The following is a 16208-nucleotide window of genomic DNA, read 5'->3' as shown; positions in this document are numbered from 1 at the left end:
GTAGCCCGCAACAGGCTCGCGACACAAAAACGCCGCGTCAAGCGCGGCGTTTTCGTTATTGCATACTCTGCATCAGCCCTTCTTGTTCAGCCTGCTATGCCGCACGCTGTACAGGAAATAGGTCGCCACCGCCGCCGCCATCCAGATGATGAACACGCGGTAAGTCGCCAGCGGCAAATCCTTCATGATGTACAGGCAGGCGAGGACCGACAGACCCGGGATCACGTAGGGCCCGAAGGGCACGCGGAAACCGACTTCGGCATTGGGCCCCTGCTTGGCGCGGATCACCGGCACCGCGATCGAGACCACGATGAAGGCGGTCAGCGTGCCCATGCTGACCATGTCCCACAAGAAGGTCGAGTCGACCAGGCCGGCGATCAGACCGACGACCACGCAGACGATGACCGTGTTCGATACCGGTGCGCCGGTGCGGGGGTTGACCTTCTGGAAGGTTTTCGGGATCAGGCCGTCGCGGCTGATGGCGTACAGGATGCGCGTCTGGCCGTAGATCGTCACCAGCGTCACCGAGAACACCGACACCACGGCGCCGGCCGACAGCACGAGCGCCGGCCAGGCCTGGCCGGTCACGTTTTGCAGGATCACCGACAGGCCAGCCTCTTGCCCTTCGAACAGGTGTGCGGGCTGCGCGCCCATCGCCGCCAGGGCGACCAGCAGGTAGAACACGGTGACGATGACCAGCGCCATCAGGATGCCGATCGGCACGTTGCGGCGCGGGTCCTTCACTTCTTCGCCGGCGGTGGCGATGGTGTCCAAGCCGATGAACGAGAAGAACACCGTGCCCGCGGCGGCCGTGACGCCCGCCATGCCGGCAAAGCCCTTGCTGTCGTCGGTATTGAAGAAAGGGGTGAAATTGTTGGCGTCGAAACCGGAAAAGGCAATCGCGGCAAAGAAGGCCAGGATCGCCAGCTTGATCACCACCATGACCGCATTCGTCGTGGCCGATTCCTTGGCGCCGCGCACCAGCAGGAAGCAGCACATGATGATCAACAGCACCGGGGGCAGGTTGAAGTTTCCGGACTGAACAGTGAGGTTGCTGTGGTCCGACACGAACATCGGCGAGCGCAGGTGGGCCGGGATCTCCCAGCCGAAGGCGTTTTGCAGGAAGTTGTTCAGGTAATCGGACCAGCCGATCGCCACCGCGCTGCCGGCCAGCCCATATTCCAGCAGCAGGCAGGCGGCGACGATGAAGGCGGCGAATTCGCCGACGGTGGCGTAGGCGAACGAGTAGGAAGAGCCCGAGGCGGGCACGCGTCCGGCCAGTTCGGCGTAGCACAGCGCGGTCAGGCCGGCGGTCAGCGCCGCGATCAGGAACGACAGAATGACGGCCGGGCCGGCCTTCGGCACCGCTTCAACCATCGTGAAGAAAATGCCGGTGCCGACGGTGGCGCCGACGCCGATCATCGTCAACGGGAACAGGCCCAGCGAGCGGGTCAGGCCGCCGCCATGGGCATGGCTGTCTTCATGCGCTCGTTCGGCCGATTTGGTACGGAACAGCTTTTGGCCCAGTGTCAAATTCACGGAGGTGTCCTTTGTCGCGCTTTATAGAGAGATGGCTGGGCAGACGGTTGAGCAAACGCGCCGCCAAAGCTCGCGATTATAGGGTGCTTCGGGGCGCTTCGGCTGCCGTTGAGAAAATAGTTTTCGCTAAATATGCATTTCCTATGCGTATTATTTGAGCTAGAATATTTCTGTTCTCTTCCAATGGCATCCCATGCGCCTGACCCGCTTTTCCGACATTGGCCTGCGCGTCCTGATTTACCTCGAGCGCGCCGGCGAACGCCCGCATCCGGTGACCGTCGCCGAGATCGGCGCACAGTTCGACATACCGCTGAACCACCTGGTGAAAGTCGTCGGCCACCTGGCTCGCGCCGGCTGGGTACGCGCCATGCGCGGCCGCAATGGCGGCCTGCGCCTGGCCGCCGATCCCCATGTGCTGACGGTGGGCCAGGTGCTGCGCGAACTGGAAGGCGAGGACGAACTGGTCGACTGCGCCGGGACGAAATGCGCCCTGAGCCTCGATTGCCAGCTGCGCGGCGCTTTGCAAGCCGGCATGCGCGCCTTCTATCAGGAGCTGGACCGCTACACGCTGGCCCGGATGACCGAAGGCGGAACCGGCGAGCAGATCGTCCGGATGCACCAGATGTTTTGGAGTGGAACGACGGCCGGCACGGCAGCCTGAGCCGGCTCTGACGATCGCCCCATGCGGGCGTTTTTTTGAACTGCAAACCTGCATTTAAAATGCATAAACTGAGGAACACACCATGATTTCCGCCGCTTCCCGTCCGTACATCGATGCCAGCGTCCCGGTCCTGCGCGAGCCAGTACGTCAGCGTCGCGGTCGACCTGCCCGACGGGCGCCACCAGTTGCGCCAGTACAGCCTGTCCGACGCGGCGGGCAAGGACAGCCTGCGCATTTCGGTTAAACGTGAAGATGCGCGCGAGGATGCGTTAGACGCGGCACCGGCCGGCGAAGTGTCGAACTGGATCCATGCGAACGTCACCGTGGGCAGCGTGCTGCAGGTAACGCATCCGTTCGGCGAATTCACGCCGGATACCGAGTCGGATGCGCCGGTCGTGCTGCTGGCGGCCGGCGTCGGGATCACCCCGATGGTGTCGACCCTGAACCGCATCGCCATGGTCCATCCCGAGCGCCAGGTGATCTTCGCCTACGCCGCACGCGACGCGCGCCATCACCCGCTGCAGGACGACGTCGCCGCCGCCCAGGCAACGATGCCGAACCTGCATGTGGTGACGTTCCATGAGGACGTCGGCGCAGATGCCCCTGCCGGCGTGCTGGCCGGGCGCATGGACATCGCCCGCCTGCCGGCATGGGACCTGGAGCAGACCGACGTCTGGCTGTGCGGCCCGCTGAAGTTCATGCAGGCGCAGTGGCTGGCGCTGCTGGCCGCGGGCGTGCCTGCCCCCCGCCTGCACCGCGAGGTGTTCGGGCCGGATTTGCTGGACCATTTGCTGTAAGGTTTCTACCCTTAGCGCTGACCGAGCTTCGTATCGCCAAACAGGTGCTTGTGCTGGTGCGGCTGCGAGCGCCAGTATTGCGGCGGCGCGTCCACCTGCGCGCCGAGTTCGGCGGCGGCGTGCCAGGGCCAACGCGGGTTGTAGAGCATGGCGCGCGCCAGGGCGACCATGTCGGCCTGGCCCGATTGCAGGATGTGCTCGGCCTGCTGCGGCTCGGTGATCAGGCCGACGCCGATCGTCGGCATGCTTGTTTCACGCTTGATGCGCTCTGCGAAAGCGATCTGGTAGCCGGCGCCGACCGGGATCTTCTGCGCCGGCGATACGCCGCCGCTCGACACGTGGATGAAGTGGCATCCGAGTTTTTCCAGCTCGCGGGCAAAGCGCACGCTCTGTTCAATCTCCCAGCCGCCGTCGACCCAGTCGGTCGCCGAAATGCGCATGCCCAGGCTCATCGACGACGGCAGCGCCGCCCGCACGGCGGCGAACACCTCGAGCGGGAAGCGCATGCGGTTTTCCAGCGAGCCGCCATACTCGTCCGCGCGCCGGTTCGACAGCGGCGACAGGAATTGGTGCAGCAGGTAGCCGTGGGCGCCGTGCAGTTCGATGGCGTCCAGGCCCAGCTCCTGCGAGCGCACGGCGGCGTCGACGAAACCCTGCCTGATGCGCTGCAGGCCGTCCGCATCGAGTGCCAGCGGCACGGTCTCGCCTTCGGCATGCGCTACGCTCGAAGGCGCCACGGTCTGCCAGCCGCGCGGTTCATCCGGCGCGATGTTGGCGCCGCCCAGCCACGGCGACGCGCTCGACGCCTTGCGGCCGGCATGCGCGAGCTGGATTGCGACCTTGATCGGCGAATGGCGGCGGATCGCGGCGATGACCGGTTGTAATGACGCGAGATGCGCGTCGGACCACAGGCCCAGGTCGTCCGGCGAGATGCGGCCTTCCGGGGTGACGGCGGTGGCCTCGATGATCAGGAGCGCCGCGCCCGACAGGGCGAGTTGGCCAAGGTGGATCATGTGCCAGTCGGTGGCATGGCCCTCATCGGCCGAGTACTGGCACATCGGCGCGATGGCGATGCGGTTCGACAGCGCCAGCGGGCCGAGTTGGTAGGGGGTGAACAGCATGCTCATGGGGGCTTTCGGTGCTTGTTGGAAGCGCAAAGTCTAGCGAACATGGGGAGATTGTGCAGGCGCAAGGAAGCGGCAGGGGCCCCCTCGGGTGCCGGTATCGCCCCACTATTAACAATTATGCAAATCGTCTATGATGACGGCAGGAAATAAAAAGAATGGCAACATATCTGATCCGATTGTTTAACTACCCACCTTCACATGCATCCATCCCTCGACCTGCGACGACTCATCCGGGTAGCTTTGCTCTCGACGCTAGTCATTACCTGTCAGTTGGCAGCTAGCATGCGGCTGGCGCATGCCGAAGCGTCTCCGACCGTGCACATGACGGCGGACGATCTCAGCACCTTTTTCGATTCGCGTGTTCCAAACGAACTCACACGCGGCCAGGTCGCAGGGGCGGCGGTGGCAGTGGTCAGGGACGGTAAAATTCTTTTCGTGCGTGGCTATGGCCATGCCGACGTGGCAAGGGGCATCCCGGTTTCCGGCACGGAAACGCTCTTTCGCATCGCGTCGTTATCGAAAGTGTTTACCTATACCGCTGTGATGCAACTGGTCGAGCGGGGGCAGATCGATCTGGACCGCGACATCGCCGCCTATCTTGACTTTCCGGTGCCGAAGGCCTTTGGCCAACCAGTCACCATGCGTCACCTGATGACACATACCGCTGGCTTCGACGAGACGATCGAAGATCGCTGGATCCAGTCAGGCTCGCCAGGTCCCTTGCGCGACTATGTGGTGCGCCACATGCCCAGGAAAATCTACCCACCCGGGTCGACCCCTTCTTACTCCAGTTATGGAACGGCCCTCGCCGCCTATATCGTTGAAAGAGTATCGGGCGAAACTTTCGATCATTATGTCGAGAGTAATATCCTTGGACGCCTTGGCATGCGCCATACCAGCTTTCAACAACCGCTTCCGGAAGACCTGGCGGCCAAGGCCTCGAAGAACTACATGAGTGCGCGAGAGCCGGAACGTCCATTTGAAATTACCCAAGTCAGCCCTTCCGCCGGAGCGTCCAGTACTGCGGCCGACATGGCGAAGTTCATGCTTGCCCACTTGTCGGCCGGTGAACTTGCAAACAAGCTCTTCGGTCCTGGCACCCGTGCCCGGATGCACACGGTCGCCTATCGCCATCATCCTTCCGCACCCGGCGTGGCGCTGGGAGTCTACGAAATGGAGCTGGGAGCGGGGCGCGTACTGGGGCATCACGGAGATATCCCTTTGTCGAACTCGGCAATGTACTTGTTCGCCGATGGCCGGACCGGACTGTTTGTTGTCCAGAATAGTGGCGTCCATCCCATTCGTACCAGCCTCCTGAAGCAGTTCGGACATCGCTATTTCCCCTTGCTATCTCCTCCTGCGGTACCCCTGGCGGCTGCATCTGGCGCTTCAAGCCTGGTCGGGAGCTATATGCTCACGCGGAGTTATGCCTCGAGTCCCCTGTACATGAGCGATCTCCTGACAAACCAGACCGTGATACGCCAAGGACCGGGCGCATCGCTCATTATCGGAAGGACACACCGGGAAGATGGCCGGGCCATTACCTGGAGACCAATTGCCGAAAATGTCTGGCAAAGCGACGACGGTTCGGCCAGAAAATATTTCCGCCGCGACCTGCACGGCAATTGGGTGATGGGGCACAGCAGCAATCCGACCCATGTAGACAGAAGGCTGCCCTGGTATCAGCATCCCCACGTAATTATGCCGACGCTGACCATCTCGCTGGCCGTCCTGTGCCTGCATCTGATCTGGCGGGCCGGCGCCGCCGTGTGGCGAAGGCGCGCCAGCAAGCTGCCCTCCAGCGCCCGTATCGGCGCGAGTGTGGGCAAGGTAAGTCTCCTTGCTTCGGTTCTTACGCTGTCGCCCTGGCTCCTCTACGCTGCGACAGCGGTCGTGGTCCTGAACCACAAACTGCTCGTTTCGACCCCGGCCTTCGGCATGGCGCTCCGCTGCATTCAGGTCCTGTCATGGGCAGCTATCGGCGCGATTGGCCTGTACCTGTGGGCAGCCGTTCGTACATGGCGCGCAACGCCTGCTGGTTGGGGACAGCGTGCCTGGCAATCGGTTTTGGTACTTGCCGCGCTGGGTTTGGCCACAGTTGCCCTGCAAGGCAACTTGCTGTTGTGGGACGGGCGCTGGTGAAACAAAAAAAGCCGCGATCTCTCGCGGCTTTGGTCCTTCTATTCACCCCATCACTCCACGCGCACCACCATCAACCCGGCGCGCAATCCCACCCGCACATCGGGATTCGGAAACACCACCCGCTCCTCCTCATGGAACACGGTGTACACCGTCTCCCCGTCGGTGGCGATCACGTCGCCCCGCTTGAGCGAGGCGAAGTTTGGCGTTTCGCGGGAAAAGCCCATCCTGAAATCATCGGATAATTTAAGGATCTCCTGCGCCACCTTGAACACATGCGGCTTGCTCCTGGCGCCGGCATGCACGCCGCGCAGCAGGCCGTCGAGGGCAGCGGAGGCATCGACGAACTGGGCCAGGTTGTTCTGCCCCAGCGTGCCGACCCGCCCCAGTTCCACGGTGCTGCCTGCCGCGCCGTGGTGCTCGGCCGAGTAATAGCTGTAGGTGCCGGCCGACTTCGGGTTCATGACGATCGCTCCGATCGCCGCCTGCCCCAGCCAGTCGAGCAGCATCGCCCTGCCCTCTTCCCCGATCAGATCCGGCACGATCGCGAACATCGGATAGTGCGAGGCGCGGATTGCAGTATGCAGGTCGAGGTGCCAGCGCACCGGTCCCGTGCCTTCGAAAAAGGCATCGGTGGCGGCGATCAGCTCATCGGCCCGCGCACTTTCCGCGGTACCGGCCAGCGTGCCACGTTCGGGCCTGAACATGCGGTTCAGGTCCGCGTCGATAAAGCGCTTGCCGGCGGCGATGGCGTCGATGTTGCCGACGCAGAGCATCAGGTCCACCACCATCTGCTGCGGCTGGCGCGACAGCGCCTCGATCACGTGCGCGACCATTTCGATCGGCCCGGTCTCGTCGCCATGCACGCCGACCGACAGCAGCACCGCCGGACGGGAAATGTCGGGCCGCGCGCCCTTCACCGTCAGGATGCCCTTGAACGGCATCCCGACCACAAAGCCGGCATCGGTGAAGCGCTGCGCGACCGGGCCGAAATCAGCCTCGGCCAGCGCGCGCACCGCTTCGGGCACCACGGGAATGACGGGCGCGCTCATGCTTTACGCTGCCAGGCGCTCGGGATTGGAACCTTCCGACAGCGACCAGACGTCCAGCATTGCCTGTTCGAGGTCGGTGACCGGCGCGTAGCCGGTCAGGCCCATTTCCGACGTTACCGCATCCACCGCCGCCAGCGCGTCGCCGCTACCGGCACGCCCGATCACCTGCAGCAGCAGGCGCTGCTGGGTGCGGCGCAGTGCCTGCATCGCGTAGTTGCGCAGCTGTTCCTGCGACTTGCTCTGCGGCGGCAGCTTCAGGCCGCGCTCGAGCGTGTCGATGCCGGCGCGCTCGCGCAGCGCCATGCCGACCTGAAGGAACTGGGCCAGCGACATCCCGGCTGGACGCTGCACCGATACCGCGGCGAACAGGAAGGTGGCCAGCGACTCGATGGTCTCGACCGACTTCCAGGCATGCACGAAGCCCGCGTTCAGGCCGGCGTGGCCGTCGGCTTCCGCCTTGGCCGGCATCAGCTGGCGCACCTGGTCGCTATTGGCGAACAGCGACTGCAGCTCTTCCATGCCGTCGGCGCCCTGCGGCAGCGACAGCACGCCTTCGATCACGGCACGCAGCAGCGCACGGGTGCGCGCATCGACCGCGACCGACACGTCACGCGGCACCTTCAGCGCGTCGGCGTCGAGCGCGTCGAACACCGGCGCCAGGTTCAGCGCCGCCCAGGCACGGCCCCAGGCCTTGACGACTTCCGCTTCGTCGACGCGGTGCTCGGTGGCCAGGTCGCGGATCATCAGCGGGCCGCAGCGGTTGACCGCTTCGTTGGCCAGCACGGTGGCCAGGATGGCGTTGGCCAGCGGGTGGTCCAGGGGATCGCGGGTGGCAACCAGTTGCGCCGGGAAGTACGGGCGCAGCACGGTGTCGGCCCATGGTTCGTCGGTCAGCGGCAGCGCGGCCAGGATGCGCTTGAAGCGGTTCTTGACGTTGGCGACGACGACGGCCAGTTCCGGTGCCGTCAGGCCGACGCCCATGGCTTTCCGGCGCTGCAGTTCGGTGTCCGTCGGCAGCTGCTCCAGCTCGCGCGATACCGCGCCTTCGCTTTCCAGGCTGGTGATCAGGGCAGCGTAGCTGTCCACGACCGAACCGTTCGCCTGGGCCTGCACTTCGCGGGTCAGCAGGTGGGTCTGCTGCGTGTTGTCGCGCAGGACCAGGGTCTCGACGTCGCCGGTCATGTCGTTCAGGACGCGGTTACGGTCGGCTTCCGGCAGCTTGCCGGCATTGACTTCGGTGTCGAGCCAGATCTTGATGTTGACTTCGTGGTCCGAGCAGTCCACGCCGGCCGAGTTGTCGATCGCATCGGTGAAGATGCGGCCACCGGCCAGCGCGAATTCGATACGGCCGGCCTGGGTCGCGCCCAGGTTGCCGCCTTCGGCCACCACCTTGCAGCGCAGTTCGTTGCCGTTGACGCGGATGCGGTCGTTGGCGCGGTCCTTCACCTGGGCGTGGGTCTCGTTCGACGACTTGATATAGGTACCGATGCCGCCGTTGTAGAACAGGTCGACCGGCGCGAGCAGGATGCGGTGCATCAGCTCTTCCGGCGCCAGCGAGGTCTCTTCGATGCCGAGCGCAGAACGTACTTGAGGCGAAAGGTCGATCGAACGGGCAGAACGGGGGAACACGCCGCCGCCGGCCGAGATGAGCGACTTGTCATAGTCTTCCCACGACGAGCGTGGCAGCGCAAACATGCGCTGGCGCTCGGCGAACGAGGCCGCGACATCCGGTGCCGGGTCGAGGAAGATGTGGCGGTGGTCGAACGCGGCCAGCACTTTCAGCTGGCGCGACAGCAGCACGCCGTTGCCGAACACGTCGCCCGACATGTCGCCCACGCCGACCATCGTGATCGGCGTCGTGCTCATGTCGTGGCCGATTTCGTAGAAGTGGCGCTTGACCGCCTCGAAGGCGCCCTTGGCGGTGATGCCCATCTTCTTGTGGTCGTAGCCGTTCGAGCCGCCGGACGCAAAGGCGTCGCCCAGCCAGAAGCCGCGCTGCACGGCGATGCCGTTGGCGATGTCAGAGAAGGTTGCGGTGCCCTTGTCGGCGGCGACCACCAGGTACGGGTCGTCCTGGTCATGGCGCACGGTTGCTTCCGGCGGCACGATCGCGCCGCGCACGCGGTTGTCGGTTAGTTCCAGCAGGCTGGAGATAAACATGCGATAGCAGGCTTCGCCTTCGGCAGCGATGACTTCACGCGCCGCATCCTTCGGCATCTGCTTGCAGACGAAACCACCCTTCGAGCCGGCCGGCACGATGACGGCGTTCTTGACCATCTGCGCCTTCACCAGGCCCAGCACCTCGGTACGGTAGTCTTCCATGCGGTCCGACCAGCGCAGGCCGCCACGGGCGACCGGGCCGCCGCGCAGGTGCACGCCTTCGAAGCGGCGCGAGAACACGTAGATTTCGCGGTACGGACGCGGTTCCGGCGCCAGCGACAGGCTGCTGGTATCGAACTTGAAGATGATTTTTTCGCCAGCGTTCTGGAAGTAGTTGGTGCGGACCGTTGCCAGCGCCAGCTCGACCAGGGCGGCCATGATTTCTTCGGTGTCGGCGTGGTTCACGCTCGACAGGCCGGCCTTCAGCGACGCCAGCTTGGCGGTGCCGGCCGCGCGCTCGGACTCGGCCAGGGCCGGGTTGAAGCGCTGCAGGAAGGCGGTGACGAATTCTTTCACCAGGGCCGGCTGCGAGCGCAGCGTCTCGGCCATGTAGCGCACCGAGAACTTCGAACCCAGCTGGCGCCAGTAGCTGATGTAGGCACGCACCAGCTGCACTTCGCGCATCGACAGGCCGCCTTCGATCGACAGGCCGTTCATGCGGCCGTCTTCGGCTTCGTCGTTGAACAGCGCGGCGAACAGTTCTTCGGCCACGTTGACGATGCCCGGCTTGGCCAGCTTGGCGGCCGATTCGGCGTCGACGGCGAGCGCGGTCACGTAGTGATGGCCGCCGTCGGCGGTGGTGATGCGGTAGGTCTGCTCGCGGTCGATGGCGACACCGGCGTTATGCAGGGCCGGCAGGATGCGCGACAGCGGCGGCACGGTCTCGTCCGAGTACAAGCGCACCGATGCGGTGCCGACGTCGCCGGCTTCGATGCGCGCCGACACGCGGTTCGACTGTTCGTTCTGCAGGATGACCTGCAGGTCGCGGAAGGCAACCGACGGCTCGGTGGCGGTGATGTAGTTGACCGGCAGGTTCGGGACGAGCTTGCGCAGGTTGCTGCGCTGAGCAGTGTCCTGCATGTCGCTGGTGAGCGCGGCGAAGCGGTCGTGCCAGTCGTCCAGCACGGACAGCAGCGGCTGCTGGACGTCTTTTTCCAGGTCCAGTTCGTTGCGAGCGCCGTGTGCGATCAGGTAGACACGGGCCAGCGGGCCGTCAGCGACCAGGGTGAAGTAACGCACGTCATGCGCGCCGGTGCTTTCTTTCATGGCCTGGACCAGCGACGTGGCCACGGCTGCGCTGTAGCGCTCGCGCGGCAGGTAGACCAGCGCGTTCATGTGGCGGCCATACACGTCGCGGCGGGCGAAGACTTTCGCGCGCGGCTGCTTGTACAGCGAAACGACCGAGCTGCAGACTTGCGCCAGCCACTCCGGATCGGCTTCCACCGTTTCGGTGCGCGGCAGGGATTCCAGGATCTCGAGGAATTTCTCGGCGCGGAAGCCTTCCTGGCGCACACCGGCCAGGCTCAGGACTTTCGCGACGCGGCCGCGCGCGAACGGCAGGCGCGCCAGCGGGGTCGCGGTGGCGGCGCGGGTGAACAGGCCGACGAAGCAGTGCTCGCCGAGGATGTTGCCGTGTGCGTCGGTGTTGCGCACGCCGATGAAGTCGAGCGGCTGGTCGCGGTGCAGCGTGCCTTCGACGTCGGCCTTGACGATCGACAGGGTCTCGGCGCGGCTTGACAAGGTATTCAGTTCGCCCGGGATGTTGGCCAGGCAGGTGCCGTAGACCGGGTGCGAGGTGTCCTTCAGCACGCCGATGCGGCTCGGGATGTCGCGTGCCAGTTCGGTCTGGCCCGGCTGGACGACGTAGTAGGCGTAGCCGAAGGGCTCGAAGCCTTCGTTCTTGGCCCACTCGAGGAAGGCGGCCACTTCCTGGCCGGCCGGGGTGCCGTTCGCAGCAGCGGCGGCGGCAACTTCCGTCATGCGGTCGCCCATGGCGACGGCGTCGCGGTGCACGACGGCGGCATCGTTGGCGACCATGCGGATGCGCGCGGTCAGGCGGTCGAGTTCTTCGAAGGTCAGTTCGTCGTTCATCAGCACCAGCACGACCGATTCAAGGGGAGCACCAGGGTCTCCAACGCTGGTGACGACTCCGTTGCCATCCCTCTGCACCGGCAGCACGGCATTCATGACGCCGGCGGCGGTGACGCGTTCCTTGCGCAGCGCCATGACGAACGAGTCGACCAGGTAAGGCATGTCTTCGTTCAGGATCAGCAGTGCCGTGTCCTTGTTACCCTTGGTGTCCATGTAGCTCAGTTGCGCGATCTGGCAGCCAGGCCCGGTGCGTTTGGCAGCCTGCGTGAAGCCGTCCCACAGCACAGGGGCCAGGGCTTCAGGCGTGGTGCCCGCCAGGTCTTCCTCGTCGAGCGCGCCGAGCCAGGCGCTGATCAGGGAGCGGACCTGGTCGGTGGCGCCGGCTGCTGGCTGGTTCGTCACCAGCGCAAGGGTCTGGGTACGCAAATCTTGCGGCATGTAGTTCATGTGCTTCTCCAAAAGCTAATGTTGTCGCTGGTCGGCGCTACGGCTTTTGGCTTTGCGCGGACCGGCGTTTGGTGGACGGGGTTGGCCCGTCCAGGTCTCTGGCTTCCTTGTCCCGGAAGCGTGTACATCGTGTGCTTCACATGCGGTGCGTCTTGCACCGCGCTCGTTTTAATTCTGCGGACGCTTCGCTTAGCGCCGTCTTCTTATTACCGTTGTACCGCGTGGGCTCAAGAGCGGTTCGCCGCCCGGCCCACCCTACAAAAGAGGTGCACCGTAGGGTGGGCATTCATGCCCACGCGGTCTCACCGGCTGATCATCTGCAAACTAACTAAAATCGTACAACCCCGGCAACCCGAGAATGCGCTCCAATGCTTCCAGCGCCGTCGTGCATTCGATCGCCAGCTGTGGGTCCATCAGGTCCTTCGGCTCCACGCGGTCGCGGTAATAGCGCTCGACCCACTCCACCAGCTGCGCATACAGCGTCTCAGTCATGATCACGCTGCCGTGCAGGCTCGCTGCCTGCTCGTCGGTCAGCGCCACGCGCAGGCGCAGGCAGGCTGGGCCGCCGCCGTTGCGCATGCTCTGGCGCAGGTCGAATTCGAGCAATTCGTCGATCGGCCCGCCGCTGCTAACCAGCCCAGCCAGGTAGTTCGCGACCGCCGCATTTTCGCGGCACTCGTGCGGCACCAGCAGCGCCATCCTGCCGTCGGGTTTCGAGAGCAGCTGGCTGTTGAACAGGTAGCTCGCGACCGCGTCCGCCACCGGCACCATGCCACCATCTACGCGTACCGGTACAAACTCGGCACCGACACCGGCCACCGAGCGGCGCAGCGCCTCGATCGTGGCCGCCTCGTCGGCAAACGCCTGCTCATGATAGAACAAGACGTTGCCGTTTCCGACTGCGATCACGTCGTTATGAAACACGCCCTGGTCGATCACGTCCGGGTTCTGCGCGGCGAACACGGTGCGCGCCGGGTCCAGGCCGTGCAGGCGGGCGACGGCCTGCGAGGCTTCCAGGGTCTGGCGCGCCGGGTATTTTTTCGGAAACGGCGCCGACGGGTCGAACTCCACCCGACCATACACGAAGAACTCGACTCCGGCCGCACCGTGGCTGGCAGCGAAGCGCGTGTGGTTTGCCGCGCCCTCGTCGCCAAAGGCCGGCGTCGGCGGCAGCGGGTCGTGCACGACGAAGTGGTCGTGGTCCGCAAAAATCGCGCGCAGGGTGCGCGTGGCCTGCACGTGCTCTTCCGAGCGGTGCAGCTTGTTGTTCAGGTTGGCGGCCGTGAAGTGCACGCGGCCGTCGCGGGTGTCGGCCGAAGGGCTGACGGTGGCCGCGTTCGCGGTCCACATCGGTGCGGCCGACCAGGCGCAGGACAGGATCACCGGCGCCTCGCGCCAGGCCTGCGCCAGCACGTCGGCGTCGGTGCCCGAAAAGCCGAGGCTGCGCAGCAGCCGGAAGTTCGGACGCGCCTGCGGCGGCATCACCGCCTGGGCGAAGCCGCGCGCGGCAAGGTCGCGCATCTTGGCCAGGCCCTGCAGCGCGGCCAGGCGCGGGTTCGAGGCGCTCCGCACATTGCTGAACGAAGCGACGTTGCCGAACGAGAGGCCGGCGTAGTTGTGCGACGGGCCAACCAGGCCGTCGAAATTGTATTCGCGAGCGTTACGCATAATTTAAATGTTCAGCTTTAGAAGCGCAGTCCCGGCGACAGCTTGGCCGGCATTTCGAGTTCGGACGTCTCGATCGAGGCGACCGGATAGGCGCAGTAATCGGCCGCGTAATAGGCGCTCGGGCGATGGTTGCCCGATTTACCGACGCCGCCGAAAGGCGCCGAGCTGGCCGCGCCCGTAGTCGGGCGGTTCCAGTTGACGATGCCGGAGCGCGCTTTTATCGCAAAACGCTTCCAGAGTTCTTCCGACGGCGACAACAGGGCCGCGGCCAGGCCGAATTCGGTGGCGTTCGCAGCGCGCACGGCGTCGTCAAAACTGTTCACGCGGATCACCTGCAGCAGCGGGCCGAACCACTCTTCGTCCGGGATGCCCTGGGCGTCAGTCACGTCGACCATGCCGGCAGTGACGAAGCCTGCATTCGGATCGAGCTGGCGCATCTGCAGCAGCACCTTGCCGCCCTTGGCCGCCATGTCGGCCTGCGCCTGCACCAGGCGCGCGGCCACGGCGGCCGAGACGACCGGACCCATGAAGGGCTGCGGCTCAGCCTTCGAGGCGCCGACCTGCAGCCTGGACGCCACCTCGACCAGGCGCTCGATGAATTTTCGGCCCTGCTCGTTGTCCTGCACCACCAGGCGGCGCGCGCAGGTGCAGCGCTGGCCGGCGGAGATAAAGGCCGACATGACGGCGTGATGCACGGCGGCGTCGATCGCTTTCGGGTCGTCCTGCAAGTCCCAGACGACGAGCGGATTGTTGCCGCCCATTTCCAGCGCCAGCATCTTGCCCGGCTGGCCGCCGAACTGTTTATGCAGGGCGGCGCCGGTCTGGCTGCTGCCGGTAAACAGCACGCCGTCGATCAGCGCGTTCTGGCCGAGGTTGACGCCGGTGTCGCGGCCGCCGTTGACCAGGTTCAGCACGCCCGCCGGCAGGCCGGCCTGCTCCCACAGCTGCACGGTTTTCACCGCAGTGCGCGGCGCGTACTCGCTCGGCTTGAAGACGACCGTGTTCCCGGCGATCAGCGCCGGCACGATGTGCCCGTTCGGCAAGTGGCCCGGGAAGTTATACGGGCCGAACACGGCGAACACGCCATGCGGCCGGTGGCGCAGCACGGCGTTGCCGTCGGCAACCTTCGCCGCCGTTTCGCCGGTGCGCGCGCCGTAGGCCTGGACCGAGATGTCGACCTTGTTCGCCATTGTCGCCGCTTCGGTGCGCGCTTCCCACAGGGGTTTGCCCACTTCCTCGGCGATGATTGACGCCAGTTCCTCGGCGTGTTCCTTCAGCAGGTCGCGAAAACGCGTGCACACCGCGATGCGCTCTTCGAGCGGGCGCAGCGCCCAGGCTTCGAAGGCGTCGTGCGCGGCCTGGGCGGCGCCCTGCACGTCCTCGCTTGTGGACTCGTTGCTGGCCCAGGTCTGGCGGCCGGTGGACGGGTCGATCGTAACCAGTTCCGCGCCACTACCTGAGAGCCATTCGCCGTTGATGTAGTTCGACAGGTTAGCCATTGTTCTTCCTTACGTTGAGTGACAGCGTGCGCACCGGGTCGCCCGCCTGGACATGCAGCAGGGCCAGCTCCTGCACCGAGAGTGCAACCTCGCCGCCGTCGATCGTGGTCTGGCCCAGCACCATCCGGAAATCGTCGAGCTTCGTGTTCGACACCAGAAAGCATTCGGTCTCGCCTTCGGGGCGCCCTTCGACCGCCACGCGCAGCACGCTGTCGCGCACCGAACGCAGTTCCTTCACGCGGCCCTGCAGCACCGGGCCGGCGTCGAAGATGTCGACATAACCCTCGTAGTGCATGCCTTCCTGCTCGAGCAGCTTACGGGCCGGCAGCGTCGAACGGTGCACCTGGCCGATCACTTCGCGCGCCGACTCCGGCAGGTAGTCCACATACAAGGGCTGGCGCGGCATCAGTTCAGCGATGAAGGATTTTTTTCCGATCGCGGTCAGGCCGTCGACGTGGTTGAAATCCATCTTGAAGAAGTGGCGGCCCAGGCCTTCGTAGAACGGGCTGGTGCCGTCTTCCAGCAGGTAGCCGCGCATCTCGGCGATGATCTTCTCGGTGAACAGCTGCTGGAACTGGGCGATGAAGAGAAAACGGCTTTTCGACAGCCACTTGCCGTTATACCCCTTGCGGTAGTCCGGCCGCAGGAAGAGGGAACAGAGCTCAGTGGCACCCGTCAGGTCATTCGACAGGTACAGCGTTTCCATGCGCGTGAACACGTTCAGTTCGCGGCTGGAGTGCACCAGGGTGCCGATGCGGTAGTTATAGAACGGTTCGGTCAGGCCGACCGCGCCCTTGATGGCGCAGATGCCGGCGAGCTGGCCGTTGTCGGTGTCTTCCATCACGAACATGTAGTCGCGCTCTTCCGGCGGGATGGTGCCGGCGAACGAGGCCACCGCGCAGTCGACGCGGTCGCCCAGCATCTTGCGGTCGGGCTTTAAGGTGGTCATGCCGCCGCCGACCTGGTGGGCCATCTCGATCAGCGGGTCGAGGTCCGAAGCGGCAATGGAACGAATGACGAGCATGGTG

10 protein-coding genes are annotated in these 16208 nt (G+C 65.0%); 3 read left to right on the top strand and 7 right to left on the bottom strand.

The features are described 5' to 3' along the window. Positions 1 to 72 precede the first annotated feature (72 nt). Positions 73 to 1539 (bottom strand): APC family permease, encoded by a 1467-nt coding sequence (locus tag ACFPN5_RS11680; RefSeq protein ID WP_379783363.1) that lies wholly within the window; start codon positions 1537 to 1539, stop codon positions 73 to 75. Positions 1540 to 1732: 193 nt separating this feature from the next. Here ACFPN5_RS11680 and ACFPN5_RS11675 point away from each other — a divergent pair, with 193 nt between their 5' ends. Then, the gene (locus ACFPN5_RS11675; protein WP_379783361.1) at positions 1733 to 2200 is read left to right on the top strand and encodes an RrF2 family transcriptional regulator; all 468 of its coding nucleotides are present in this window, start codon (positions 1733 to 1735) and stop codon (positions 2198 to 2200) included. Between the two features lie 113 nt (positions 2201 to 2313). Further along, a complete protein-coding gene (locus ACFPN5_RS11670) occupies positions 2314 to 2997 on the top strand; it encodes a ferredoxin reductase domain-containing protein (protein ID WP_379783359.1) in 684 nt (227 codons plus the stop codon). Between the two features lie 11 nt (positions 2998 to 3008). Here ACFPN5_RS11670 and ACFPN5_RS11665 read toward each other — a convergent pair whose 3' ends face one another. Continuing rightward, positions 3009 to 4124 carry an NADH:flavin oxidoreductase/NADH oxidase gene (locus tag ACFPN5_RS11665; protein WP_379783357.1) on the bottom strand — a complete coding sequence of 372 codons (1116 nt, stop codon included), beginning with the start codon at positions 4122 to 4124 and terminating at the stop codon, positions 3009 to 3011. Between the two features lie 198 nt (positions 4125 to 4322). Between ACFPN5_RS11665 and ACFPN5_RS11660 the strand changes: the two genes are divergently transcribed. Further along, positions 4323 to 6266 carry a serine hydrolase domain-containing protein gene (locus ACFPN5_RS11660; protein WP_379783355.1) on the top strand — a complete coding sequence of 648 codons (1944 nt, stop codon included), beginning with the start codon at positions 4323 to 4325 and terminating at the stop codon, positions 6264 to 6266. Between the two features lie 50 nt (positions 6267 to 6316). Here ACFPN5_RS11660 and ACFPN5_RS11655 read toward each other — a convergent pair whose 3' ends face one another. The 5 genes from ACFPN5_RS11655 to astA form a co-directional block, all read right to left on the bottom strand. Further along, positions 6317 to 7315: a succinylglutamate desuccinylase gene (locus ACFPN5_RS11655; protein ID WP_379783353.1), complete on the bottom strand. Its 999-nt coding sequence runs from the start codon at positions 7313 to 7315 to the stop codon at positions 6317 to 6319. 3 nt (positions 7316 to 7318) lie between these two features. Continuing rightward, a complete protein-coding gene (locus ACFPN5_RS11650) occupies positions 7319 to 12013 on the bottom strand; it encodes an NAD-glutamate dehydrogenase domain-containing protein (protein ID WP_379783351.1) in 4695 nt (1564 codons plus the stop codon). 324 nt (positions 12014 to 12337) lie between these two features. Continuing rightward, complete coding sequence (astB, locus tag ACFPN5_RS11645; protein ID WP_379783349.1) at positions 12338 to 13681, bottom strand: N-succinylarginine dihydrolase; 1344 nt, start codon at positions 13679 to 13681, stop codon at positions 12338 to 12340. A 17-nt stretch (positions 13682 to 13698) separates the two neighbouring features. Then, a complete protein-coding gene (astD, locus tag ACFPN5_RS11640; protein WP_379783347.1) occupies positions 13699 to 15180 on the bottom strand; it encodes a succinylglutamate-semialdehyde dehydrogenase in 1482 nt (493 codons plus the stop codon). Next, positions 15173 to 16204 (bottom strand): arginine N-succinyltransferase, encoded by a 1032-nt coding sequence (astA, locus tag ACFPN5_RS11635; protein WP_379783345.1) that lies wholly within the window; start codon positions 16202 to 16204, stop codon positions 15173 to 15175. The genes astD and astA overlap by 8 nt, the downstream gene beginning before the upstream one ends. Positions 16205 to 16208: the final 4 nt, after the last annotated feature.

It is taken from the genome of Massilia niabensis (genome assembly GCF_042655085.1).
Taxonomy (GTDB): domain Bacteria; phylum Pseudomonadota; class Gammaproteobacteria; order Burkholderiales; family Burkholderiaceae_D; genus Telluria; species Telluria niabensis.
The sequence above is the reverse complement of the archived record's forward strand: the minus strand, read 5'-3'. Positions and strand labels throughout refer to the sequence as shown.

Excerpts from the sequence above, each read along its gene's own strand:
- ACFPN5_RS11675 (WP_379783361.1), top strand. The coding sequence starts at position 1,733 with ATGCGCCTGACCCGCTTTTCCGACATTGGCCTGCGCGTCCTGATTTAC.
- ACFPN5_RS11670 (WP_379783359.1), top strand. The coding sequence starts at position 2,314 with ATGCCAGCGTCCCGGTCCTGCGCGAGCCAGTACGTCAGCGTCGCGGTC.
- ACFPN5_RS11665 (WP_379783357.1), bottom strand. The coding sequence starts at position 4,124 with ATGAGCATGCTGTTCACCCCCTACCAACTCGGCCCGCTGGCGCTGTCG.
- ACFPN5_RS11660 (WP_379783355.1), top strand. The coding sequence starts at position 4,323 with ATGCATCCATCCCTCGACCTGCGACGACTCATCCGGGTAGCTTTGCTC.
- ACFPN5_RS11655 (WP_379783353.1), bottom strand. The coding sequence starts at position 7,315 with ATGAGCGCGCCCGTCATTCCCGTGGTGCCCGAAGCGGTGCGCGCGCTG.
- ACFPN5_RS11650 (WP_379783351.1), bottom strand. The coding sequence starts at position 12,013 with ATGAACTACATGCCGCAAGATTTGCGTACCCAGACCCTTGCGCTGGTG.
- astB (WP_379783349.1), bottom strand. The coding sequence starts at position 13,681 with ATGCGTAACGCTCGCGAATACAATTTCGACGGCCTGGTTGGCCCGTCG.
- astD (WP_379783347.1), bottom strand. The coding sequence starts at position 15,180 with ATGGCTAACCTGTCGAACTACATCAACGGCGAATGGCTCTCAGGTAGT.
- astA (WP_379783345.1), bottom strand. The coding sequence starts at position 16,204 with ATGCTCGTCATTCGTTCCATTGCCGCTTCGGACCTCGACCCGCTGATC.